At 68.8% G+C, this 23060-nt stretch carries 19 protein-coding genes and 2 riboswitches; of the genes, 9 read left to right on the forward strand and 10 right to left on the reverse strand.

Features of this window, described 5'->3' with window-relative positions; all coding sequences use genetic code 11:
- Positions 1-27: 27 nt before the first annotated feature.
- Positions 28-840, reverse strand: a complete 813-nt coding sequence (locus ACWH49_RS21150) for an alpha/beta fold hydrolase (protein ID WP_448173256.1) — start codon at positions 838-840, stop codon at positions 28-30.
- Positions 840-2153, reverse strand: a complete 1314-nt coding sequence (locus ACWH49_RS21155; RefSeq protein WP_448173257.1) for an O-acetylhomoserine aminocarboxypropyltransferase — start codon at positions 2151-2153, stop codon at positions 840-842. Before ACWH49_RS21155 ends, ACWH49_RS21150 begins: the two co-directional genes overlap by 1 nt.
- Before the next feature lie 95 nt (positions 2154-2248).
- Between ACWH49_RS21155 and ACWH49_RS21160 the strand changes: the two genes are divergently transcribed.
- The 6 genes from ACWH49_RS21160 (at position 2249) to yjjJ (ending at position 10630) form a co-directional block, all read left to right on the forward strand.
- Positions 2249-2713, forward strand: a complete 465-nt coding sequence (locus ACWH49_RS21160; protein ID WP_448173258.1) for a CBS domain-containing protein — start codon at positions 2249-2251, stop codon at positions 2711-2713.
- 77 nt (positions 2714-2790) lie between these two features.
- Positions 2791-3903 carry a chorismate synthase gene (gene aroC, locus ACWH49_RS21165; RefSeq protein ID WP_448173259.1) on the forward strand — a complete coding sequence of 371 codons (1113 nt, stop codon included), beginning with the start codon at positions 2791-2793 and terminating at the stop codon, positions 3901-3903.
- On the forward strand, positions 3900-4643 hold the full coding sequence (locus ACWH49_RS21170; RefSeq protein ID WP_448173260.1) for an MFS transporter: 744 nt from the start codon (positions 3900-3902) through the stop codon (positions 4641-4643). The genes aroC and ACWH49_RS21170 overlap by 4 nt, the downstream gene beginning before the upstream one ends.
- A 100-nt stretch (positions 4644-4743) precedes the next feature.
- A complete protein-coding gene (locus ACWH49_RS21175; RefSeq protein ID WP_448173261.1) occupies positions 4744-5916 on the forward strand; it encodes an efflux RND transporter periplasmic adaptor subunit in 1173 nt (390 codons plus the stop codon).
- Between the two features lies 1 nt (position 5917).
- Positions 5918-9148: an efflux RND transporter permease subunit gene (locus ACWH49_RS21180; protein WP_448173262.1), complete on the forward strand. Its 3231-nt coding sequence runs from the start codon at positions 5918-5920 to the stop codon at positions 9146-9148.
- Between the two features lie 99 nt (positions 9149-9247).
- Positions 9248-10630: a type II toxin-antitoxin system HipA family toxin YjjJ gene (yjjJ, locus tag ACWH49_RS21185; protein ID WP_448173263.1), complete on the forward strand. Its 1383-nt coding sequence runs from the start codon at positions 9248-9250 to the stop codon at positions 10628-10630.
- A gap of 7 nt (positions 10631-10637) precedes the next feature.
- Here the strand turns inward: yjjJ and ACWH49_RS21190 are convergent, their stop codons facing one another.
- The gene (locus tag ACWH49_RS21190; RefSeq protein WP_448173264.1) at positions 10638-11855 is read right to left on the reverse strand and encodes a polyhydroxyalkanoate depolymerase; all 1218 of its coding nucleotides are present in this window, start codon (positions 11853-11855) and stop codon (positions 10638-10640) included.
- A gap of 104 nt (positions 11856-11959) precedes the next feature.
- Here ACWH49_RS21190 and ACWH49_RS21195 point away from each other — a divergent pair, with 104 nt between their 5' ends.
- On the forward strand, positions 11960-12697 hold the full coding sequence (locus tag ACWH49_RS21195; protein WP_448173265.1) for a glutathione S-transferase family protein: 738 nt from the start codon (positions 11960-11962) through the stop codon (positions 12695-12697).
- Here ACWH49_RS21195 and ACWH49_RS21200 read toward each other — a convergent pair whose 3' ends face one another.
- The 5 genes from ACWH49_RS21200 to gcvT all read right to left on the reverse strand — a co-directional run bounded on the left by ACWH49_RS21200 (position 12698) and on the right by gcvT (position 19080).
- Complete coding sequence (locus tag ACWH49_RS21200) at positions 12698-13120, reverse strand: cupin domain-containing protein (RefSeq protein WP_448173266.1); 423 nt, start codon at positions 13118-13120, stop codon at positions 12698-12700.
- Between the two features lie 84 nt (positions 13121-13204).
- The gene (locus ACWH49_RS21205) at positions 13205-14596 is read right to left on the reverse strand and encodes an L-serine ammonia-lyase (RefSeq protein ID WP_448173267.1); all 1392 of its coding nucleotides are present in this window, start codon (positions 14594-14596) and stop codon (positions 13205-13207) included.
- A 12-nt stretch (positions 14597-14608) separates the two neighbouring features.
- The gene (gene gcvP, locus ACWH49_RS21210) at positions 14609-17518 is read right to left on the reverse strand and encodes an aminomethyl-transferring glycine dehydrogenase (protein ID WP_448173268.1); all 2910 of its coding nucleotides are present in this window, start codon (positions 17516-17518) and stop codon (positions 14609-14611) included.
- 23 nt (positions 17519-17541) lie between these two features.
- On the reverse strand, positions 17542-17916 hold the full coding sequence (gcvH, locus tag ACWH49_RS21215) for a glycine cleavage system protein GcvH (protein ID WP_448173269.1): 375 nt from the start codon (positions 17914-17916) through the stop codon (positions 17542-17544).
- 48 nt (positions 17917-17964) lie between these two features.
- On the reverse strand, positions 17965-19080 hold the full coding sequence (gene gcvT, locus ACWH49_RS21220; RefSeq protein WP_448173270.1) for a glycine cleavage system aminomethyltransferase GcvT: 1116 nt from the start codon (positions 19078-19080) through the stop codon (positions 17965-17967).
- 51 nt (positions 19081-19131) lie between these two features.
- Positions 19132-19243: riboswitch (glycine riboswitch) on the reverse strand.
- Positions 19244-19251: 8 nt separating this feature from the next.
- Positions 19252-19354: riboswitch (glycine riboswitch) on the reverse strand.
- A gap of 30 nt (positions 19355-19384) precedes the next feature.
- Here gcvT and rlmD point away from each other — a divergent pair.
- The gene (rlmD, locus tag ACWH49_RS21225) at positions 19385-20743 is read left to right on the forward strand and encodes a 23S rRNA (uracil(1939)-C(5))-methyltransferase RlmD (RefSeq protein ID WP_448173271.1); all 1359 of its coding nucleotides are present in this window, start codon (positions 19385-19387) and stop codon (positions 20741-20743) included.
- Positions 20744-20786: 43 nt separating this feature from the next.
- Here the strand turns inward: rlmD and ACWH49_RS21230 are convergent, their stop codons facing one another.
- Positions 20787-21488 carry a Bax inhibitor-1/YccA family protein gene (locus tag ACWH49_RS21230; protein WP_056468724.1) on the reverse strand — a complete coding sequence of 234 codons (702 nt, stop codon included), beginning with the start codon at positions 21486-21488 and terminating at the stop codon, positions 20787-20789.
- A gap of 166 nt (positions 21489-21654) precedes the next feature.
- Here ACWH49_RS21230 and ACWH49_RS21235 point away from each other — a divergent pair, with 166 nt between their 5' ends.
- Positions 21655-22062, forward strand: coding sequence for a GlcG/HbpS family heme-binding protein (locus ACWH49_RS21235; RefSeq protein ID WP_056468727.1), 408 nt, complete (start codon positions 21655-21657; stop codon positions 22060-22062).
- Positions 22063-22068: 6 nt separating this feature from the next.
- On the opposite strand, the gene ACWH49_RS21240 is transcribed toward ACWH49_RS21235, so the two are convergent.
- A complete protein-coding gene (locus ACWH49_RS21240; protein ID WP_448173272.1) occupies positions 22069-22980 on the reverse strand; it encodes a DMT family transporter in 912 nt (303 codons plus the stop codon).
- Between the last annotated feature and the right edge of the window lie 80 nt (positions 22981-23060).

A 23060-nucleotide genomic window follows, 5' to 3' on the forward strand; every position in this document is an offset into this window, starting at 1 on the left:
CGACGTGCGTCGCCGTGCGCCGCGCCATCAGGCCAGGGCGCGGCGCAGGGCGGCGAGTACCGCGTCCGGCGCCTCGGACATCAGCGCATGCCCGGCCGGCACGGTCTGGACCGCGGCGCGCAGCGCCTGCGCGAGCTCGCGCGACTGCTTCGGGCTGGTCATCTGGTCGCGGTCGCCGAGGATCAAGTGCGCGGGGCAACTCACGCGGGCGGCCGCGTCGAGGCCACCGCCGTATCGATCACAGGCCTGGAAGTCGTTGTGGAACAGGTTGACGCCGGTCTGCCCGGCCTGGACCCGGCGCATCAGCGCCCGGTTCGCACCGTGCAGCCAGGTGCCGGGGCCGGGCGCCGAGGGCTTGGCGGCCAAGCCGGCGTGCGAGAACGCGTTGACCATGTCGATCGCTGCCAGTGGCGCATCGCGTGCCGTGTCCAGCAGCGCGGGCGAGACCTTCATCGGGTATGCGGTGCCGATCATCACGAGCCTGCTGGCGCGCTCCGGCGCGCGGCTGGCGGCTTCCAGGGCGATCAGCGATCCCATGCTGTGGCCGACGAATGCGGCCCGCGCCACACCGGCGGCGGCCAGCAACGCGAGCAGCCAGTCCGCCAGGCTTTCGACATCCGCCAGCGGTGCGCCGCGGCTGCGGCCGTGGCCCGGCAGGTCGACCGCGAGCACGGCATGGCCGTGGTGCGCGAACCAGCGCGCGAGCAGCGTCCAGACGCTGTGATCGTGCAACGCGCCATGCACGAACGCGACGCAGGGGAGCGTCGGGTCGAACGGCTTTCCGCCGGTGTAGGCATAGGCGGGCGCCGTTCCTGCCGAGGTGGTGACGTCCAGTTCCATCACGCGCCCGCTTTCTCGGCGGCCTTCAGCGCGCGCTTCAGGTCGTCGATCAGGTCGTCCGCATCCTCCAGGCCGATCGACAGGCGGATCGTTCCCGCGCCGATGCCGGCCTGCGCGAGCGCCGCGTCGTCCATGCGGAAGTGCGTGGTCGACGCCGGGTGGATCACCAGCGAGCGGCAGTCGCCCACGTTGGCCAGGTGCGAGAACAGCTTCAGCGCCTCGATGAACGCGACGCCCTGGGCGCGCGAGCCGCGCAGGTCGAAGCTGAAGATCGAGCCGCAGCCGCGCGGCAGCAGGCGCTTGGCGAGCGCATGGTCGGGGTGCGATTCGAGCTCCGGGTAGCCAATGCGGGCGACCAACTTCTGGCCGGCGAGGAACTGCACCACCTTGCGCGTGTTCTCGATGTGCCGCGCCATGCGCAGCGGCAGCGTCTCGACGCCCTGCAGGATCAGCCACGCGGTGTGCGGGCTCATGCAGGCGCCGAAGTCGCGCAGGCCTTCGCGACGGGCCCGCAGCAGGAACGCGCCGACGCTGCTCTCCTCGGCGAACACCATGCCGTGGAAGCCGTCGTAGGGCTGCGCCAATTCGGCAAAGCCGCCGTGGCGGTTGTGCGCCGCGGTCCAGTCGAACTGGCCGCTGTCGACCAGCACGCCGCCGATGACGGTGCCGTGGCCGGAGAGGAACTTGGTCGCCGAGTGGAACAGCAGGTCGGCACCGTGTTCGAACGGCTTCATCAGCCACGGCGTCGTGAAGGTGGAGTCGACCATCAACGGCAGGCCGTGGTCGTGGGCGAGGGCGGCGACGGTCGGGATGTCGAGCACGTCGAGGCCGGGGTTGCCGAGCGTCTCGCCGAACAGCAGCTTGGTGTTCGGGCGGATCGCGGCGCGCCAGCCGTCGACGTCGCCCGGGCGCACGAAGGTGGTCGCGATGCCGAAACGCGACAGCGTGTAGTGCAACAGGTTGTGCGAGCCGCCGTACAGCGCGCTCGACGCGACGATGTGCGAACCGGCGCCGGCGATCGTCGCGATGCCCAGGTGCATCGCAGCCTGGCCGCTCGCGGTGGCGATCGCGCCGGTCCCGCCTTCGAGCGCGGCGACGCGTTCCTCCAGCACCGCGTTGGTCGGGTTCGAGATGCGGCTGTAGACGTGGCCGGAACGCTCCATGTTGAACAGCGATGCCGCGTGCTCGCTGTTCTCGAACACGAACGACGTGGTCAGATGGATCGGCACGGCACGCGCGCCGGTCGCAGGGTCGGGTGCGGCGCCGGCGTGCAGCGCCAGGGTGTCGAAACCGGGATCGGAAGGGCCGGGCATGAGAGGTCTCCCGTGGCGTGCGCTGGGTTGCGAGGGTGTTCTGGCGCGGCATTGTGGGCTATATTGACTTCAACACCACGCCTCGGGAGTGCCACATGAAAGTCAGCGACATTCTCCGCGTCAAGGGCGGAACCCTGTTCACTGTCTCGCCCGATCAGGCGTTGCACGAGGCGGTCAGCGCGATGTCCGAGCGCGACATCGGCTCGCTGGTGGTGATGGACCACGGCGAATTGACCGGCATGCTGACCTTTCGGGAAGTGATCCAGGCCATCGTCAAGAACGGCGGTGGACTGGGCGGCACGCTGGTGCGCAGCGTGATGGACGACCACCCGCTGACCTGCACGCCCGAGACCGAGATCGACGAGGTGCGCCGCATGATGCTCGGCCGCCACGCGCGCTACATGCCGGTGATGAGCCAGCGCACGCTGATGGGCGTGATCTCGTTCTACGACGTGGCCAAGGCGGTCGTCGACGGCCAGGACTTCGAAAACCGGATGTTGAAGGCCTACATCCGCGACTGGCCGGTCGAGAACGAACCCCGCGACGAGCAGACCTCCTGAACTCTTAGAATCGAGCCCCGTGCCAGCACCGCCTTCGGGCGGTGTTGGCGTTCTGGCACCCTGAAAGCGCGCAACGCATGTCCGGCAGCACCCTCGGCGAACTCTTCCGCGTCACCAATTTCGGCGAGAGCCACGGCCCCGCGATTGGCTGCGTGATCGACGGGTGCCCGCCCGGCATGGCGTTGAGCGAGGCCGACATCCAGCCCGATCTCGACCGCCGCCGTCCCGGCACCTCGCGCCACGTAACCCAGCGCAACGAGCCCGATGCGGTCGAGATCCTGTCGGGCGTCTACGAGGGCCTGACCACCGGCACGCCGATCTGCCTGCTGATCCGCAACACCGACCAGCGCAGCAAGGACTACGGCAACATCCTCAACACTTTCCGCCCCGGCCACGCCGACTACGCCTACCTGCACAAATACGGGCTGCGCGACCCGCGCGGCGGCGGCCGCGCCTCGGCGCGCATGACCGCGCCGATGGTCGGCGCCGGTGCGGTGGCGCGCAAATGGCTGAAGGAGAAGTTCGGCACGACGTTCTTCGGTCACATGACGCAGATCGGTGCCATCGAGATCCCGTTCGAGTCGCTCGATCACATCCCGGACAACCCGTTCTTCGCCGCCAACGCGAGCGACATCCCGCGCCTCGAGGCCTACATGGACGAGTTGCGCAAGGCCGGCGACTCGTGCGGAGCGCGCATCTTCGTCGGCGCGCGCAACGTGCCGATCGGGCTCGGCGAGCCGCTGTTCGACAAGCTCGACGCCGACATCGCCAAGGTGATGATGGGCATCAACGCGGTCAAGGGCGTCGAGATCGGCGCCGGATTCGCCAGCGTGGCGCAGCGCGGCACGACGCACGGTGACGAGATGACGCCGCAGGGCTTCCTGAGCAACAACGCGGGCGGCGTCTCCGGCGGCATCTCGACCGGGCAGGACATCGCCGTCAGCCTCGCGATCAAGCCGACCAGTTCGATCCGCAGCCCGCGGCAATCGATCGACCTCGCGGGCCAGCCGGCCACGGTCGAGACCTTCGGCCGCCACGACCCGTGCGTCGGCATCCGCGCCACGCCGATCGCCGAGGCGATGCTGGCGCTGGTGCTGATGGACCATGCACTGCGCCAGCGCGCGCAGTGCGGCGATGTGGTGGTGGCCACCCGGCCGATTCCCGCGCAGGCCCCGACCCGCGCCGGATGACCGCCGCCGCCGCGTCGGCGGCTGCGCCGCCGCGGCGCACGCTGTTCGCCTTCGGCGCCGTGTCGTTCACGTACTTCTCGTACGCGGGCCTGTTCGGCACCTACGCGCCGCTGTGGTTCCAGCAACTCGGTTACAGCACGCTGGCGATCGGAGCGCTCGCCTCCCTGCAGAGCTCGACCCGGCTGTTCAGCCCTCACGCGTGGGGTTGGCTGGCCGACCACACCGGCCGCCGCATTCAGCTGCTGCGCATCGCGGTGCTGTTGGCGCTGCTCAGCGCCTGCGGCTTCTTCGTGCCGGCCGGCTACGGGTGGGTCGCGGGCGTCACGGTGCTGCTGTTCGTCCGCACGGCCGGCGTGATCCCGATCAGCGAGGCGGCGCTTGGTCGCGGCGGCCCGGTTGCGGACGTTGAAGGACGCGCCGCACGGCGGCGAGGCGGCACCCGGCGCGCTCGCGGTACTGCGCGCCGGTCGTCGCGTGGTTCTTCGCCGGCGTGTTCTTCACGGTGCCCGCACACCAGCCTGTACGCGTTCTTCTCGCTGTACCTGGCGTCGCTCGGCTACGGCAAGACGGCCATCGGGCTGATCTGGGCGGTCGATGTGGCCGCGGAGGTGGCGTGGTTCTGGTTCCAGGGCGCCTGGCTGGCGGTGTTCTGGTCTGCCGTCGGCGCGGCGGCGTTGGCAACGGGCTGCTCGGCCCGCGCCGACGTGCTCGACCGACGGGCGCGCGCCGCGGCAGCCTGACCCCTTCAATCTGCAGTTTGTCGCAACAAGGGGTTGTACCGCGACGGGCCGTGCCTACACTCTCGCCCGGAATCTGGACAACAACAGGAAGGAAAGCCCGATGCGCAAGCCGTGGCTGGTGGGCGGAGGCGTCGCGATCATCGTCGCGCTCGTCGCCGTGGGGGTGGTGCAGTCGCGTGCCAAAAGCGGCGACGGCAACAAGGACAAGAAGCCCGATGTGACGCTCGAATTCACCCCCGTTGAAGTCGTCAAGCCGTTGCTCGCGGCGATGCCCGAGCGGATCGAGTTCTCCGGCCCGCTGATGGCGCCGCGGACCGCGGTGGTTCGGGCCAAGGCGGCGGGCACGTTGCTGACGCTGTCGGTCGCCGAAGGCAGCCGGGTCAAGGCCGGACAGTCCCTGGGCACGATCGATTTGTCCGATCTGCAGAGCCGCAATGCCGAGCGCGCCGCCGGCGTCGATTCGGCGCGGGCGCGCATGGCCGAGGCCGAGCGCATCCACAGGTCGAACGAAGACCTGGCGAACCAGAAGTTCATCTCGGCGAACGCGCTGGAAAGCTCGCGTGCGTCGCTCGAGGCGGCACGCGCGCAGCTCAAGTCGGCGCAGGCGCAGCTCGCGACCTCGGCGCTGGGCATCCGCGAGGCGGCGCTGGTCGCGCCGATCAGCGGTGTGATCGGCCGGCGCAACGTGGTGCCGGGCGAGAAGGTCAGCGCCGAGCAGGAGCTGATGACGGTGGTCGACCTGAAGGAGTTGGAGCTCGGTGGTGTCGTCGGCACACACCAGGTCTCGATGCTGCGGCCCGGGCAGAAGCTCGCGGTGCGGGTCGAAGGGGCGACCGAGGCTGTCGAAGGGCGCATCGACCGCATTGCGCCGATGGCCGAGGCGGGCACGCGCGGGATCCGCGTCGTCGTGCTGCTGCCGAATGCCGACGAGCGATTTCGCGCCGGGCAGTACGCCAGCGCCCTCGTCTCGCTGGACGATCCGGCGCCGCGGCTGACGGTCCCCGTCACGTCGGTGGGCCAGTCATCGGGTCAGGACTTCGTCTGGACGGTCGAGAACGGCGCGCTGGTACGCCGGCTCGTGATCACGGGTCGGCGCGATGCGTCGAACGGGCGGGTCGAGGTGACCAAGGGCCTGGCGGCCGACGCGCAGGTGCTGGCCGCGCGCTTCGACACGCTGAAGGAGGGCGCGCCGGCCAAGGTCGTCGCAAAGGGCGCCGGCTCCGGCATGCCCGCGGCGAGCGCGAGTTCCGCGGCCCCCGGCAAGGCGTCCTGACATGTGGTTCACTCGCGTCTCGATCAACAACCCCGTCTTCGCGACGATGGTGATGGCCGCGCTGTGCGTGCTCGGCCTGTTCTCGTACAACCAGCTGCGCGTCGAGCGCATGCCGGACGTGTCGATCCCGGTCGTGTTCGTCAGTGTCGCCTACCCGGGCGCTTCGCCGGAGGCGATCGAGACCGAACTGACCCGGCCGATCGAGCTCGGGCTGAACGGCATCGCCGGCGTCAAGATGATCCGCTCGAACAGCGTCGAAGGGCGCAGCGAGACGGTCGTCGAGTTCCTGCTCGGCGCCGACATGAGCCGCGCGGTGCAGGACGTGCGCGACAAGGTCTCGGCGCTGCAGCCCGGCTTCCCGCGCGACGCCAAGGCGCCCTACATCTCGCGCTTCGACGGCGACAACGCGCAGCCGACGGTGCAGCTCGCGCTGATCGCCCCGACGCGCAGCGCGCGCGAGCTGTCGCTGCTGGCCGACCAGACCGTGCGCAAGCGCATCGAGCGCGTCGCCGGCGTGGCCCGCGTGGATGTGGGCGGCATGACGACGCGCCAGGTGCGCGTCGACCTCGATCCGCAGCGCCTGCGCGCCTACCAGCTGACGCCGGCCGACGTGTCCGCGGCGCTGCAGAAGGTCAATGCCGACGTGCCGGTCGGGCTGCTCAGCAGCGCGAAGGAAGACGCGCTGGTGCGGGTCGAGGGGCGGGTGCGCGACGCCAAGGCGTTCGGCGATCTCGTGATCGCGAACCGCGGCAACCTCGTCGTGCGGCTCGGCGACCTGGGCGAACTGGTCGAACGCGAGCGCGAGCCCGACTCGCTGGCGCGGGTCGACGGCGTTCCGGCCATCGCGTTCTACGTCTACAAGCAGCAGGAAGCGAACATCGTCGAGACCGGCGACGGCATCAAGGCCGCGACCGAGGAGATGCGCAAGTCGCTGCCGCCCGGCGTCGAACTGCGACTGGTCTACGCCGACAGCGACTGGGTCAAGGACTCGCTGAAGGGTGTGAAGCGCACGCTGATCGAGGGCGCGCTGCTGACGATCGCGATCGTGTTCCTGTTCCTGCACAGCTGGCGCAGCACGATCATCACCGGCCTGACCCTGCCGATCGCGGTGATCTCGGCCTTCATCGCGATCTACGCGTTCGGCTTCACGCTGAACTTCATGACGATGATGGCGCTCAGCCTGTGCATCGGCCTGCTGATCGACGACGCGATCGTGGTGCGCGAGAACATCGTGCGCCATGTCCACATGGGCAAGAGCCACTTGGCCGCGGCGCGCGAGGGGACCGAGGAAATCGGCCTGGCGGTGATGGCGACGACCTTCGCGATCTGCGCGGTGTTCGTGCCGGTCGCGTTCATGAAGGGGATCGTCGGCAAGTTCTTCTTCCCGTTCGGCATCACGGTCGTCACGGCGGTGCTGGTCAGCCTGTTCGTCAGCTTCACGCTCGACCCGATGCTGTCCAGCATCTGGCGCGAGCCGCCGACCAACCGGCTGCTGAAGATGCCGGTCATCGGCCACCTGATGCGTGCGACCGACCGTCTGCTCGACGTGATGCATGGCATCTACGAGCGGCTGATCCATTGGGTGTTCGGCGGGCGTCGGCACCGGATGTGGTTCCCGCCGATCCCGGCGTGGGGACACCCGTTCGACGCGCAGGGACGCCGGTTGATGGCCGAGCCGCGCCGACTGCGCTTCGCGACGATCACCTCGCGCGGGTTGGTCGTCTGGGCCGCGATCGGCAGCTTCGTTGCCGCGATCGGGCTGTCGACCGTCGTCGGCACGGAGTTCATCCCCGACACCGACGACAGCTACATCCGCATGAACGTGCGCATGCCGGTGGGCACCAGCCTGACCCGCGGCAGCGAGAAGATGCGCCAGGTCGAGGACGTGGTGCGGGCGATGCCGGAGGTGCGCATGGTCTCCACGAGCGTCGGCGACACGGGCAACGGCTCGCGCAACACCGGCGACCTCACGATCCAGCTGGTCAAGCCGCACGAGCGCCAACGGACGCAGAAGCAGGTCGAGGAGGCGATCCGCAAGGGTCTGGCGCCGATCCCCGGCGCCGACGTGTCGCTCGGCCAGCGGCCGATCTTCATCTCGCTGCTCGGCCCGGACCCGGCCGTGCTCGACCGCGAGGTGCTGAAGCTGCAGGACAAGATGGCGAAGATCAAGGGCATCACCGACCTCGAAACCTCGGTCAAGCCCGGGTTGCCGGCCTACGCGGTGCGCATCCGCGCCGACGCCGCGCGCGAACTGGGCCTGACGCCGACCCAGCTGGCGGCGAGCCTGCGCAGCTTCGTCAATGGCGATGTCGCGACCTACTGGACGGCGCCGGACGGCGAGCAGGTCGAGGTCGAGCTGCGGCTGCCGCAGCCGATGCGCGAGAACGTCGCGCAGCTCGACAACCTGCCGATCGCCTACGCGAAGGACGGCACGCCGATCGCGCTGTCGCGCGTGGCCGACGTGGTGCCGGTCGTCAACCCCGAGGTGATCAAGCGCCAGGACCTGCAGCGTCGCCAGGCGGTGTATGCCGGCGTCACCGGCCGGCCCAGCGGCGACGTGAGCGCCGAGGTGAAGAAGCTGGTCGACTCGACCGTGCTGCCGCCCGGGTACCGCTTCGACATGGGCGGCCAGTCGCGCGACCAGGCCGAGGCCTTTCAGGGCATCGTGCTGGCGCTGGGTGCGGCGGTGCTGTTCATCTACATCGTGCTGGCGTCGCAGTTCGGCAGCTTCCTGCAGCCGTTCGCGATCATGGCGTCGCTGCCGCTGGCGCTGATCGGCGTGATGCTGGCGTTGCTGTTGACCCGCTCGACGCTGAACCTGTTCTCGATGATCGGCCTGGTGATGCTGATGGGGCTGGTGACGAAGAACGCCATCTTGCTGGTCGACTACGCGAACCACGTGCGCAAGACCGGCTTGAGCGTGGCCGAGGCGCTGCTGCAGGCCGGGCTGGTGCGGATGCGGCCGATCATGATGACGACCGCGGCGATGATCTTCGGCATGCTGCCGATGGCGCTCGCCCTGGACGACGGTGGCGAGATCCAGGCGCCGATGGGCCGCGCGATCATCGGTGGCGTGATCACCTCGACGCTGCTGACGCTGATCGTCGTGCCGGTGCTCTACAGCTATGTCGACCAGTTGGCCGCGTGGGCGAAGCGGCGTTTCGCGTCGAGCCACGATGCCCCGGCCGCGGGAGGATCGATGCCGGCGCACATGCCGGCATCGAAGGAGTGAATTGCGCGAGAGATCTTTTCAAAACTACGCTGCCAACAGACGTCCTGTACGGGGTAGTTAGATACTTTTATCTTCTCGGAAATCATTTCATAATGGCGCATGCGCCCGAGGAACGAAGCCGCTCGTGATCAGCTGACCAGCGTGCTGGCGCGACGCTCCGCCGTCGGTGCGGCGGAGATTGCCGCCCCGCTCGGCGTCAGCATCCCGACATTGCATCGGATGCTGCAGGCGCTCGACGACGGCCTGCTGGTCAGCACTGGCAAGGCGCGCCGGACCCGCTATGCGCTGCGCCGCGACCTGCGAGGCGAGTTCTCGCCGCTTTCTCTCTACGAGGTCGACCGCGACGGGCGGCCCGAACGCATCGCCGCACTGGATCTGGTGCGTCCGCAGGGCAGTTGCCTGCCGCTGGCGGGCACAGGCTGGCCGGTGCCCGAGGAATCGCGCGACGGCTGGTGGGACGGCCTGCCGTATCCCCTGTACGACATGCGCCCGCAGGGCTACATGGGTCGGCAGCTCGCGCGCGCCGAGCACCGTCAACTCGGCGTCTCCTCGAATCCGCAGGAATGGGGCGACGACGACATCGCGTGGGTGCTCAGTCGCAGCGGGGCCGATGTGAGCGGCAACCTGATCCTGGGCGACCGGGCGTTCGAGCAGTGGCAATCGACAAAGCTGGCGCCGCCGGAGCCATTGCGCGCGCGTGCGGTGGGTGTGGCGTACGCGCGGATGGCGGAGCTCGCGATCGGCGTGGGCGCGGCCGGATCGAGTGCCGCCGGCGAATTCCCGAAGTTCACCGCGCTGCGCGAGCAGGCAGGCAGCAGGACACCCCATGTGCTGGTCAAGTTCTCCGGGGCCGATCGGTCGGCGGCGGTGCGGCGCTGGTCCGACCTGCTGGTCTGCGAGCACCTGGCGCTCGACGCAGTGGCCGAGTTGCCTGGCGGTGCAGCGGCTCAGAGCCGCATCGTCGAGCACGCGGGGCGCACGTTTCTCGAGGTCGAGCGCTTCGACCGCCAGGGCCGCTTCGGCCGGAGCCGGCTGGTCAGTTTGGCCGCGCTCGATGCGGCACTCCTCGGGGTGGGCACCAGCGACTGGGTGATGCTCGCGGAGCGTTTGCAAGGCCTCGGGCTGCTCGACGCCGAGTCGGTCGAACGTGTTCGGCACCTTTGGTGGTTCGGCCGCCTGATCGCCAACACCGACATGCACACCGGCAACCTCAGCTTTGTCCCGAGCGACGGGCTGACGCTGGCACCGGCCTACGACATGTTGCCGATGCTCTATGCGCCGCTGGCGGGCGGCGAGTTGCCGACGCGCCCATTCGAGCCGCCGCTGCCGTTGCCGCCCCAGCGCGGCGCCTGGCTCACTGCCTGCGCAGCCGCGCTGACGTTCTGGAACCGTGCCGCGATCGATGTGCGCATCGGCACCGCCTTCCGCCGGACATGCAGCGCGAACGCCATGCGTTTGCGGGCGGTCGCCGATCTGATCTGAGCCGGGTCTACCGCGAGATGTGGATCACGTCCCGCACCAGGGGGTAGATCGCGTTCTGCCAGCGCTTGCCGCTGAACACGCCATAGTGGCCGACGTTCGGCTGCACGTAGTGGGTGCGCATGTAGGGCCGCAGGCTGCTCGCGAGATCCTGCGCGGCCAGGGTCTGGCCGATCGCGCAGATGTCGTCGCGCTCGCCCTCGATCGTGACCAGCGCGGTGCGGCGGATCGCGGCCGGGTTCACGGTGCGCCCGCGAAACTTCAGTTCGCCCTTCGGCAGCGCGTACTTCTGGAACACCAGGTCGACCGTCTCGATGTAGAAGTCGGCCGAGAGATCGGCCACCGCCATGTACTCCTCGTAGAAGGTGCGCGTGACCTCGGCCTTGTCGAATTCGTCGTCAACGAGGTGCTTGTAGTACTCCTTGAACGCGTTGACGTGCCGGTCCTTGTTCATGCTCATGAACGCGGACAGCTGCACGAAGCCTGGGTACACCCGCCGGCCGCCGCCGCCGTGCCGCCACGGCACGGTGCTGATCAGGTTTTTCTCGAACCACGCGATCGGCTTGGTGGTCGCGAGCCTGTTGACCTCGGTGGGGCTGATGCGGCAATCGATCGGGCCGGCCATCAGGGTCAGGCTCGCCGGCGTGGCGGCATGCTGGTCCTCCGACATGATCGAGACCGCGGACAGCGCCGCGACCGTCGGCTGGCAGACGGCGAGCACGTGCGCGTTCGGGCCCAGCGCGGCGATGAAGTCGATAAGGTGCTGGGTGTATTCGTCGAGCCCGAAGCGGCCGGCGGCGAGCGGGACGTCGCGCACGTTGTGCCAGTCGGTGACGTAGACGTCGTGGTCCTGCAGCATCGTGCGCACGGTGTCGCGCAGCAGGGTGGCGAAGTGGCCGCTCATCGGCGCGACCACCAGCACCTTCGGCTGCGATGCCGCGCCGGGTTTGCGAAAACGCAGCAGCGTGGCGAACGGGGTGGTCGCCACCACCTCCTCGACCACCGGCACCGACTCCCCCTTCGACATCGCGCTGTCGATGCGCCAGGGCGGCCGCTTGTGGGTGACCTCGGCCAGTTCGAGCACGCGGCACGCCGCGGCCATCCGGCGCGACGTCGACTGCGCGGCGAAGCCGAACGTCGAGTCCTGCAGCATCGGCACCGACAGCTTGGCCAGGGTGCGCAGCGGCCACATCAGATCGGACTGAGCCTGGTAGGCCTGGTACATCATGCGTTCTCCGGGTCGCTTCTGTGAGAGCGTCAATGCAACTCCTGCGCCAGCGTGGCACATCCCTTGCAACCCGCAGACGGCCCACCAGCGCCGGAGAGCCCGCCATGCCCGTTGCGTCCCCCTCGAAGCCGAAGTCCAAAGTGGCGGCCAAGCCTGCCGCCAAACCCGCCATCCGGGCCAAGGCGCCGCCGACCGCCTCGTTGACGCTGAGCAGCAAGAACTACTCGTCGTGGTCGCTGCGCGGCTGGCTGATGGCGCGCTTTGCCGGGCTGGAATTCACCGAGGTGATGGTCTCGCCGGACGACGCCGACGCCCGCAAGGAACTGCTGCTGCTCGCGCCATCGATCCGCGTGCCGTGCCTGACGCACGACGGCGCCAAGGTCTGGAACACGCTGGCGATCGCCCAGTACCTGAACGAGATCAAGCCCGACGCCGGGCTGATGCCGCTCGACCGGATCGCGCGCGCGCACTGCCGCTCGGTCAGCGGCGAGATGAATTCGGGTTTCGCTAACCTGCGCGCGTCGCTGCCGATGAACCTGAAGGGGAGGTTTCCGGGTCACAAGGTGTGGGCCGGCGCGCAACCGGATATCGACCGCATCGTCGAGATCTGGACCGAGTGCCTCGCCACCTACGGCGGCCCGTTCCTTTTCGGCAAGCAGCGCGGCATGGCCGACGCGATGTTCGCGCCGGTCGTCACGCGCTTCCTGACCTACGACGTCAAGCTGACCAAGCCCTGCATCCTGTACTGCCAGACCATCATGGCGATGCCCGAGATGAAGGAGTGGATCGCCGCCGCCCGACTCGAGCCGGACGACATCGAGGAGTTGGACATGGATTTTTGATCAGACCCAGGGCGTCGGCGCCGGCACGTCGCACACGGCCGGCACGTCGATCGACTTGAAATCGGCCGGGCCGACGATCTCGAGGTACTCCATGTCCGGAGAGTAGTCGAACAGGTAGTGCGCAATGCCCGGGCGTTGATGCACGCAGTCGCCGGCCTCGACAAGTGTCACCTTGTCCTCGTACATGAACTTGGCCCAGCCCTTGGTCATGATCACGATCTGGAAGTCCGCTTCATGGCGGTGCCAGCCCGTGCCCTTTTCAGGTGCCATGTTGGCCTTGACCAGGTGCGCGATGACCTTGCCGTGGGTGGCGTCCGCCACTCCCAGGTCCTTGTAGAGGAAGAAATCACGCAGGCCGTCGCTGCGCCACGCGGTGTCGGCCGGTTTGACGTGGGAGAAGGTCGTGCTCGTCTTGTCCAACATGGGGCGGCTCCTGCAGCGGGTTGAAATGTGCAGGTGCAGCATGCATAAGGTGTTCCAGCGGCGATGCCCCGCCAGGGGCGCCGATCAGCATTCGACGATGTTCACCGCGAGGCCGCCGCGCGCGGTTTCCTTGTACTTCGTCATCATGTCCGCACCGGTCTCGCGCATCGTCTTGATGACCTGGTCGAGGCTGACGTGGTGGGTGCCGTCGCCACGCAGCGCCATGCGCGCGGCGTTGATGGCCTTGACCGAGGCGATCGCGTTGCGCTCGATGCACGGGATCTGCACCAGCCCGCCGACCGGATCGCAGGTGAGGCCCAAATGGTGCTCCATGCCGATCTCGGCCGCGTTCTCGACCTGCTCCGGCGTGCCGCCGAGCACCGCGCACAGCGCGCCCGCGGCCATCGAGCACGCAACGCCGACCTCGCCCTGGCAGCCGACCTCGGCGCCCGAGATCGACGCGTTCTCCTTGTAGAGCATGCCGATCGCCGCGGCGGTCAGCAGGAAGTCGATCACGCCGCGGTCGCTCGCGCCGGGGGTGAAGCGCGCGTAGTAGTGCAGCACGGCCGGCACGATGCCGGCGGCGCCGTTGGTCGGCGCGGTGACGACGCGCCCGCCGGCCGCGTTCTCCTCGTTGACGGCCAACGCGTACAGGTTGACCCAGTCGAGCACCTGCAAGGGGTCGCGCAGCGCCGCCTCGGGGTTGGCGCACAGCTGGCGGTGCAGGTCGGCGGCGCGCCGCTTGACCTTGAAGCCGCCGGGCAGCACGCCATCGGTCTGGCAGCCGCGCGCCACGCAGGCCTGCATCACGGCCCAGATCTTCAGCAGGCCGGCGTCGATCTCGGCATCGGTGCGCCAGTGGCGTTCATTGCGCCGCATCAGCTCGGCGATGCTGCAGCGGTGCTGCTTCGCCAGCCCGAGCAGATCGGCACCGCTGTGGAACGGGTGGGCGAGTACGGTGGTGTCGGGCGCAATCGTCTTCTGCCGACTGCCGTCCTGCGCGATCTCGTCGCTGACGACGAAGCCGCCTCCGACCGAGTAGTAGACCCGCGTCAGCAACTCGCCACCATCGGCGTCGAAGGCGGTGAAGCGCATGCCGTTGGCATGGAACGGCAGCGTCTCGCGCCGGTAGAAGACCAGATCGGTCTTCTCGTTGAACGCCACCTCGCGCGTCCCGAACAGCGCGACGCGCTTGGCCTCGCGCACCTGCTTGAGCGCAGCGCCGATGCGCTCGACATCGACGGTATCCGGCTCGTGTCCGAGCAATCCGAGCAGCACCGCCTTGTCCGTGCCGTGACCCTTGCCGGTCGCGCCGAGCGAGCCGTACAACTGTGCACAGATGCGCCGTGTGACGTCGAGATGTCCGTCGTGCTGCAGGCGGGAGACGAACAGCCGCGCCGCGCGCATCGGACCGACCGTGTGCGAGCTGCTGGGGCCGATGCCGATCTTGAACAGGTCGAAGACCGAGACGGCCATGGCGCTGCGTCTTCAGTCTTCGTAGGCCGACAGGGGCGGGCAGGCGCAGAACAGGTTGCGGTCGCCGTAGACGTTGTCGACCCGGCCCACCGGCGACCAGTACTTGCTGCGGCGCAGGCTTGCGAGCGGGTAGGCCGCCTCTTCGCGCGAGTACGCGTGCGGCCAGTCGGGCTTGAGCAGCGCGCCGGCGGTGTGCGGCGCCGCCTTCAGCGGGTTGTCGTCGCGCGGCCAGGCGCCCGACTCGACCTTCGCGATCTCGCCGCGGATCGCGATCATGGCGTCGCAGAAGCGGTCCAGCTCATCCAGTGATTCGCTCTCGGTCGGTTCGACCATCAGCGTGCCGGCGACCGGGAAGCTCAGCGTCGGCGCGTGGAAGCCGTAGTCGATCAGGCGCTTCGCGACGTCTTCGGCGCTGACGCCGTTGGCACCGCCCGTGGCGTCTTTCAAGGGGCGCAGGTCGAGGATGCACTCGTGCGCGACGCCGCCGCCCTTGATGCCGTCGATGTTGCCGCTGAAGTGGATGTCGTAGTGATCGGCCAGCCGTGCGGCAATGTAGTTGGCCGACAGGATCGCCGTCTCGGTCGCGGCGGTCAGCCCCTCGCTGCCCATCATCCGCATGTACATCCAGCTGATCGGCAGCACCGCGGCGTTGCCGAGCGGGGCGGCCGAGACCGCACCGACCTGTGCATCGGTGCCGATGCCCGCGGCGCGATGCGCCGGCAGGTAAGCCACCAGATCGGCCACCACGCAGGTCGGCCCCACGCCCGGCCCGCCGCCACCGTGCGGGATGCAGAAGGTCTTGTGCAGATTCAGGTGGCTGACGTCACCGCCGAACTCGCCGGGAGCTGCCACGCCGACCAGCGCGTTCATGTTCGCGCCGTCGACGTACACCCGGCCGCCGTGCTGGTGCACGAGCGCGCAGATGTCCTTCACGTGCGTGTCGAACACGCCGTAGGTGGACGGGTAGGTGATCATGATGCAGGCCAGCTTCGCGCTGTGCTGCTCGCACTTCGCGCGCAGGTCGGCCAGGTCGATGTTGCCTTCGGCGTCGCACTTCGTGACGACCACCTGCAGGCCCGCCATCTGTGCGCTGGCCGGGTTGGTGCCGTGGGCCGATTCGGGAATGAGGCAGATGGTGCGGTGGGCCTCGTTGCGTGCCGCGTGGAACGCGCGGATGACCAGCAGCCCCGCGTACTCGCCCTGCGAGCCCGCGTTCGGTTGCAGGCTGACGCCGCTGTAGCCGGTGGCCTGGCACAGCCAGTCCTCGAGCTGCACGCGCAGCTGTTCGTAGCCGGCCAGCTGGTCCTGCGGCGCGAACGGGTGGATGTTGGCGAACTCGGGCCAGGTGATCGGGATCATCTCGCTGGTCGCGTTCAGCTTCATCGTGCAGGAGCCGAGCGGGATCATCGAGCGGTCGAGCGCGAGGTCCTTGTCGGACAGGCTGCGGATGTAGCGCAGCATCTCGGTCTCGCTGTGGTGGCGGTTGAACACCGGGTGGGTCATGAAGGCGCTGGCGCGTTGCAGCGCCGGCGGGATCAGCGAGGCGACGCCTTTCTCGAACGGCGCGAACTCGGGCAGCCGGTGGCCGACCGCGAAGAGCGACCACAGTGCGGTGATGTCGTCGCGCGTGGTGGTCTCGTCGAGCGTGACCCCGATGCTGCGGGCCGAGCTTCGCCGAAGGTTGAAGCCCGCATCGCGCGCGGCCTGCAGCAGCGCGTCGGTGTGGTCGCCGGTGTTGATGGTGAGGGTGTCGAACGCGGCTTCGCTGAGCAGCGTGCGACCCATGTCCTTCAGCCCCGCGGCCAGGATCGCGGTGTAGCTCGCGACGCGGCGCGCGATGCGTTTGAGTCCGTCGGGCCCGTGGTAGACCGCGTACATGCTCGCGACCACCGCCGGCAGCACCTGCGCGGTGCAGATGTTCGACGTCGCCTTCTCGCGGCGGATGTGCTGCTCGCGGGTCTGCAGCGCGAGGCGATAAGTCGGGGCGCCGTGCGCATCGATGCTGACGCCGACCAGGCGACCGGGCATCGAGCGTTTGAACTCGTCGCGCGTGGCGAGGTAGGCCGCGTGCGGGCCGCCGTTGCCCATCGGCATGCCGAAGCGCTGGGTGTTGCCGACCACGATGTCGGCGCCCATCTCGCCGGGCGGAGCAAGCAGCGTCAGCGCCAGCAGATCGGCGGCGACGATCGCGAGGCCCCCGCGGGCGTGCACGGCGTCGATGATCGGCTTCAGCTCGCGCACGACGCCATCCACGCCCGGATATTGCAGCAGCACGGCAAACGCCTGCGCGTGCGCCGCGTCCTCGGCAGCGCCGACGACCACCTCGACGCCGATCGGCGTGGCGCGCGTGCGGATGACCTCGAGCGTCTGCGGCAGCACGTCGTCGGCGACGAACAGGGTCGTCGACTTCGACTTGCCGACGCGCATCGCCAGCGTCATCGCCTCGGCCGCAGCCGTGGCCTCGTCGAGCATCGACGAGCCGGCGATTGCCATGCCGGTCAGGTCGCAGACCAGGGTCTGGAAGTTGACGAGCGCTTCCATCCGCCCCTGCGAGATCTCGGCCTGGTAAGGCGTGTAGGCCGTGTACCAGGCCGGGTTCTCGAGGATGTTGCGCAGGATGACGCCCGGCGTGTGGGTGCCGTGATAGCCCTGGCCGATGAAGCTCTTCAGCAGCCGGTTCTGGCCCGCGATCGCCTTCAGCTCGGCCAGCGCCTGCGCCTCGGTCAGGGGCTCGGGCAGCGCCATCGGCGCGCCGCGCACGATGCCGCGCGGCACGATCGCCTCGATCAGCGCGCGCCGCGACGCGGCGCCGATCACCGAGAGCATGTGGCGTTCGTCGTCGGCCTCGATGCCGATGTGGCGGGCGACGAATTCCGACGCGTTCTCGAGCTCGCGCAGGGGCTTGGTGGCAGACATCAACATCGCGGGGCTTTCTTGGGGTCGGTTCAGCTGTTCTTGACGAGCAGGTCGTAGGCGGGGGCGTCGAGCAACTGCTCGAACTCGGCCATGTCGGCCACGTGGACCTTGAAGAACCAGCCGTTGCCCAGCGGATCGGTGTTGGCGAGCGACGGGTCGGCGCGCAGGGCCTCGTTGACCTCGACCACCTCGCCGCTGACCGGCATGTACAGGTCCGCCGCGGCCTTGACCGACTCGACGACACCGGCGACATCGCCCTTCTTGAACGTGCTGCCGACGGCCGGCAGATCGACGAAGACCACGTCACCCAGCGCGTCCTGTGCGTGGTGGGTGATGCCGACGGTGGCGGCTTCGTGGTCCTCGATGTTGATCCACTCGTGGTCGTTGGTGTACATCGTCGTCATGGGGTGCTCCTGTGGGTCGGGACGGTGGGAATTGGGCAGGGGGCCGGGTCAGCCGCGGAAGTAGCGGTGCGGCGTGAACGGCATGGCACTCACCCGCATCGGCTGGCGCTTGCCGCGGACCTCGGCGTAGACCTCGTGATGCGGCAGTGCGTGGTTGGCGGCGAGGTAGGCCATCGCGATCGGCTCGTTGACTGTCGGCGCCAGCGTGCCGCTGGTGACGTGGCCGAGCTTGCGGCCGTGCGCGTCGACGATCAGGGCGCCTTCGCGCACCGGTACGCGCTCCAGGCCCACCAGGCCGACGCGCCTGGTGCTGGCGCCGGCCGTGAGTTGCGCGTCGATCGCCGTCGCGCCCGGGTAGCCGCCGTGGCGCGCACCGCCCGCGCGCCGGACTTTCTGGATCGCCCAGGTCAGACCGGCCTCGACCGGCGTGGTGGTCTCGTTGATGTCGTGGCCGTACAGGCACAGGCCGGCTTCGAGGCGCAGGGTGTCGCGGGCGCCGAGGCCCGCCGGCTTCACCTCGGGCAGGTCGAGGAGCGCGCGGGCGAGTGCCTCGGCCTGGTCGCCTGGAACCGAAATCTCGAAGCCGTCCTCGCCGGTGTAGCCCGAGCGGGTGACGAAGCAGTCGGCGCCTGCCAGCGCGGCGTGGCGGCCGGTCATGAAGGTGAGGGCCGCGACTTCGGCGTTCAGGCGCGTCAGCGCCTGGACCGCCTTCGGTCCCTGCAGCGCGAGCAGCGCGCGGTCGGGCAGCGGCTGCACGGTGCAGCGGTGGCCGATGTTCGTCACCAGGTGCGCGATGTCGGCGGCCTTGCAGGCCGCGTTGACGACGAGGAACAGGTCACCGTCGCGGCGGGTGATCATCAGGTCGTCGAGAAGGCCGCCGGCACTGTTGGTGAAGAACGCGTAGCGCTGCTTGCCGATGGCGAGGTCGACGACGTCCATCGGCACCAGCGATTCGAGCGCACGGGCCGCGTCGTCGCCGATCAGGCGCAGCTGCCCCATGTGCGAGACGTCGAACAGCGCGGCCGACTCGCGGCAGTGGCGGTGCTCGGCCAGGATGCCGGCGGGATACGACACCGGCATGTCGTAGCCGGCGAAAGGCACCATCTTGGCGCCGAGTTCGAGGTGCAGCGCGTGCAGCGGGGTCGTGGAAAGCGCGTTGGACATGACAGTCTCCGAGGGCAAGTCTTTTGGACCGACGCGACATGATCGCACCGGCTTGCCCTGGCTGTCCGCTTTACCTGAGAGATTGGCGGCACGCCCTTGCGGATGCGCCGCTTGCCCCTTCGGTGGGCCCGCTCGGGGCGGGCCTCTCTCCAGCGAGGAACGCTTCGACTGAAGCGCTTGTCAGTCCTTTTGCCTGAGCGTTCGAGCGCGATGTTTCCAACTTCGCTCTGCGCCTTCGGCGGCAACCGGGGTTGCTCTCTCCTGACGGCAGCCAGTGTAGCAGCGGCCCGGATAATGCCGGCCGATGAGAACCCCGAAGATTCAACAGACCGACGAGTGGCTGACCGTCGAATCGCTCGACCTGGACGCCCAGGGCGTGGCCCATAACCTCGAAGGCAAGGTCGTGTTCATCGAGGACGCGCTGCCCGGCGAGCAGGTGCAGGTCAACGTCAACCGCCGCAAAAACAACTGGGAGCAGGCGACGATGACCGCGCTGCGCCACGAGAGTTCGCAGCGCGTGCGGCCGCGCTGCCCGCACTTCGGTACCTGCGGTGGCTGCAAGATGCAGCATTTCCACATCGGCGCGCAGGTCGCGACCAAGCAGCGCGCGCTGGAAGACGCGCTGTGGCACCTCGGCAAAGTCAAGGCCGAGCGGATGCTGCGGCCGATCGAAGGGCCGGCGTGGGGCTACCGTTACCGGGCGCGGCTGTCGGTGCGGCATGTCGCCAAGAAGGACAAGGTGCTGGTCGGCTTCCACGAGCGCAAGTCCAGCTTTGTGGCCGACATGGAGAGCTGCGCGGTGCTGCCGCCGCACGTCAGTGCGCTGCTGATGCCGTTGCGCGTGCTGGTCGCCGGCATGGACCAGCGTGATCGCCTGCCGCAGATCGAACTGGCAGTCGGGGATGACGTGACCGCACTGGTGCTGCGCCACCTCGAGCCGCTGACCGACGGCGACCTCGCCCGCCTGCGTGCCTTCGGCGCCGAACACGGCGTCCAATGGTGGCTGCAGCCCAAAGGGCCGGACACGGTGCGGCGTCTCGACGACGGCGGGCCCGAGCTGGCCTACGCGTTGCCCGAGTTCGGCATCACGATGCCGTTCAAGCCGACCGACTTCACCCAGGTCAGTCCGCACATCAACCGCGTACTGGTGACGCGCGCCCTGCGCCTGCTCGATGCGCACGCCGACGAGCGGGTGATCGACTGGTTCTGCGGCCTGGGCAACTTCACGCTGCCGATCGCACGCGGTGCCCGCGAGGTGCTTGGCATCGAAGGCAGCGAGACGCTGGTGCAGCGCTCGCGCGAGAACGCCCTCGTCAATGGTCTGGCCGGGACCACCAGCTTCGCGGCCCGCAACCTGTTCGAGCTGACACCGGCCGACCTGGCGGCGTACGGCACGGCGGACAAGTGGCTGGTCGACCCGCCGCGCGAAGGCGCGTTCGCGCTCGCGAAAGCGCTGGCCGACCTGCATGCCGAACCCGCGCTCGCGCCCGGCTACACGCCCCCGCGCCGGATCGTCTACGTCAGCTGCAATCCGGCGACGCTGGCGCGCGACGCCGGCTTGCTTGTGCACCAGGCCGGCTACCGCTGCGCGCTGGCGGGGGCGGTGAACATGTTCCCGCACACCGCCCACGTCGAGAGCATGGCGGTATTCGAGCGCGCATGAAAAACGGGGCCCGCAGGCCCCGTTCGATTCGATTCGAACCGCTTCAGTCGCGGTTGCCGCCGAAGATGCCGAGGATCGACAGCAGCGACTGGAAGATGTTGTACAGGTCGAGGTAGACCGACAACGTGGCGCTGATGTAGTTGGTTTCCTCGCCGTCGCGCACGCGCTTCAGGTCATAGATGATGAAGGCACTGAAGATGCCGATCGCGACAACCGACAGCGTGACCATCAGCGCGCTCGACTGCAGGAAGATGTTCGCGATGCCCGCCACCAGCAGCATGATCACGCCGATGAACAGGAACTTGCCCATCGAGGACAGGTCCCGCTTGATCACGCTCGACAGCGTGGCCATGCCGAGGAAGATCACCGCGGTGCCCGAGAAGGCCGTCATGATCAAGCCGGCGCCATTGCTCATGCCGAGCACCAGGCCGATCAGGCGCGAGAGCATCAGCCCCATGAAGAACGTGAAGCCGAGCAGCACCGGCACGCCGGCGCCCGAGTTCTTGGTCTTCTCGATCGCGAAGATGAATCCGAACGCGCCGACCAGGAACACGATGGCGCTCATCCCCGGGCCCATGGCGCGGGTGAAGCCGGTCGTCACGCCGATCCAGGCGCCGAGCACCGTGGGGATCATCGACAGCGCCAGCAACCAGTAGGTGTTGCGCAACACGCGGTTGCGCTGCTCCTCGGACGTCACCGGGCCGGTGTAGCCGGTGAAGCCAGTGGTTTGCAGGGGTTGATTCATGAAGCCTCCTTGTGGGTAACCCGGGCTGTGACCCGTTCGATCGATTCTAGTTCCGCAGTTACAGCGTGGCACATGCCCTTAGGGTCCGTGGCAAATTGGCCCGCACCGCCGCGGCGCGATGCGCGGGCTACAGTTGCGCCCGGTTCCACCATCTTTCAAGCCCACCATGAACAGCAAGCCGATCCTTTCCCTCGACGATCTCAAGCGCATCGCCGCCGCGGCGGAAGCCGAGGCCCAAGCCAACAAATGGGCGGTGACGATCGCGATCGTCGACGACGGGGGCCACCTGCTGTGGCTGCAGCGCCTGGACGGCGCAGCGCCGGTGTCGGCCCACATCGCCCCGGCCAAAGCCCGCACCGCGGCGATGGGCCGGCGCGAGACCAAGGTCTACGAAGACATGATCAACCAGGGCCGCACCTCGTTCCTGAGCGTGCCGGCGGTCGAGGGCCTGCTGGAGGGCGGCGTGCCGATCATGGCCGATGGTCACTGCATCGGGGCGATCGGCGTCAGCGGCGTCAAGTCGACCGAGGATGCGCAGGTCTGCAAAGCCGGCATCGCGGCGCTCGGTCTCTGAGCGCCGCTATTTGCGTACGAGCAGCAAACAGCCGCCGATGATCAGCGTCGCTGAGACGGCTGTCGTCGTCGTCGGCAACTCGCCGAACAGCAGGTAGCCCAGCAGCGCGGCCCAGACGAAGCTGGTGTATTCCATCGGCGCCAGTCGGCTCGCCTCGAGCTTCGTGAACGCCCAGGTGATGCACAGCAGACCGAGCGTGCCCAGGCCGCCGGCCAGCAGGATGAGCGCGATGTCGCCAGCGGGCACCGGTTTCCAGGTCACGGCGGCAGGCAGGGCGAGCAGCAGCAGCGGCAGCAGGCTCTGGACCAGCAGGATCGTCCAGATCGAGTCGCGGTGGGCCATGCGCCGCGCCAGCAGCAGCACGCCGGCGAACGACAGCGCCGCGGCGGCGGCGCTCGCCATCCCGATCAGGCGCGCGCCCGAGACCGCGCCGAGGCCGGCCGCCAGTTCCGGCCAGACCGAGACGCTGACGCCGGCGAGCCCGGCGGTCAGGGCCAGCCAGATCGCGCTCGACGGCCGCTCCTTCAGCACCGGGACCGACAGCACCGCGACAAAAATTGGCGCCAGGTACGAGATCGTCACCGCCAGCGCGAGCGGCAACTGCGTCAGCGCGTGGAAGTAGCCGACCAGCGAGAACAGCAGGCAGACGCTGCGCAGCGCGTGCAGGCGCCAGGTGGGGCGCGACGGCAGCGGCGTGCGCCGCCACAGCCACAGCGGTACCGCGAACGCGCAGCCGCCGGCGAAGCGGAAGAAGCTCAGTTGGAGGGTGTCGTAGCGGGCCGCGAGCAGCTTGATCACGCTGTCCATGCTGACGAAACTCGCGGCGGCGAAGGCCACGACCAACAGCGGCAGCACGTGGTTCGGCGAGGCGGTGAGGCCGGTCGGATCCGCAGCGGCGAGAGGTTCGGTTCGATCCACCCGGCGAGTCTACGGGGCGGGCGCGACGGACCCGGACGATCGAGGCGCGTGGTCTATAATTCGAAGGTTTACCCTTAACC

The sequence above is a fragment of the Rhizobacter fulvus genome, assembly GCF_964020785.1.

Coding starts and splice junctions, on each gene's coding strand:
- ACWH49_RS21180 (WP_448173262.1), top strand. CDS start 5,918: ATGTGGTTCACTCGCGTCTCGATCAACAACCCCGTCTTCGCGACGATG.
- ACWH49_RS21205 (WP_448173267.1), bottom strand. CDS start 14,596: ATGGCCGTCTCGGTCTTCGACCTGTTCAAGATCGGCATCGGCCCCAGC.
- gcvH (WP_448173269.1), bottom strand. CDS start 17,916: ATGACGACGATGTACACCAACGACCACGAGTGGATCAACATCGAGGAC.
- ACWH49_RS21150 (WP_448173256.1), bottom strand. CDS start 840: ATGGAACTGGACGTCACCACCTCGGCAGGAACGGCGCCCGCCTATGCC.
- ACWH49_RS21200 (WP_448173266.1), bottom strand. CDS start 13,120: ATGTTGGACAAGACGAGCACGACCTTCTCCCACGTCAAACCGGCCGAC.
- ACWH49_RS21195 (WP_448173265.1), top strand. CDS start 11,960: ATGCCCGTTGCGTCCCCCTCGAAGCCGAAGTCCAAAGTGGCGGCCAAG.
- gcvP (WP_448173268.1), bottom strand. CDS start 17,518: ATGTTGATGTCTGCCACCAAGCCCCTGCGCGAGCTCGAGAACGCGTCG.
- ACWH49_RS21175 (WP_448173261.1), top strand. CDS start 4,744: ATGCGCAAGCCGTGGCTGGTGGGCGGAGGCGTCGCGATCATCGTCGCG.
- ACWH49_RS21190 (WP_448173264.1), bottom strand. CDS start 11,855: ATGATGTACCAGGCCTACCAGGCTCAGTCCGATCTGATGTGGCCGCTG.
- ACWH49_RS21170 (WP_448173260.1), top strand. CDS start 3,900: ATGACCGCCGCCGCCGCGTCGGCGGCTGCGCCGCCGCGGCGCACGCTG.
- ACWH49_RS21155 (WP_448173257.1), bottom strand. CDS start 2,153: ATGCCCGGCCCTTCCGATCCCGGTTTCGACACCCTGGCGCTGCACGCC.
- ACWH49_RS21230 (WP_056468724.1), bottom strand. CDS start 21,488: ATGAATCAACCCCTGCAAACCACTGGCTTCACCGGCTACACCGGCCCG.
- rlmD (WP_448173271.1), top strand. CDS start 19,385: ATGAGAACCCCGAAGATTCAACAGACCGACGAGTGGCTGACCGTCGAA.
- gcvT (WP_448173270.1), bottom strand. CDS start 19,080: ATGTCCAACGCGCTTTCCACGACCCCGCTGCACGCGCTGCACCTCGAA.
- yjjJ (WP_448173263.1), top strand. CDS start 9,248: ATGCGCCCGAGGAACGAAGCCGCTCGTGATCAGCTGACCAGCGTGCTG.
- ACWH49_RS21235 (WP_056468727.1), top strand. CDS start 21,655: ATGAACAGCAAGCCGATCCTTTCCCTCGACGATCTCAAGCGCATCGCC.
- aroC (WP_448173259.1), top strand. CDS start 2,791: ATGTCCGGCAGCACCCTCGGCGAACTCTTCCGCGTCACCAATTTCGGC.
- ACWH49_RS21160 (WP_448173258.1), top strand. CDS start 2,249: ATGAAAGTCAGCGACATTCTCCGCGTCAAGGGCGGAACCCTGTTCACT.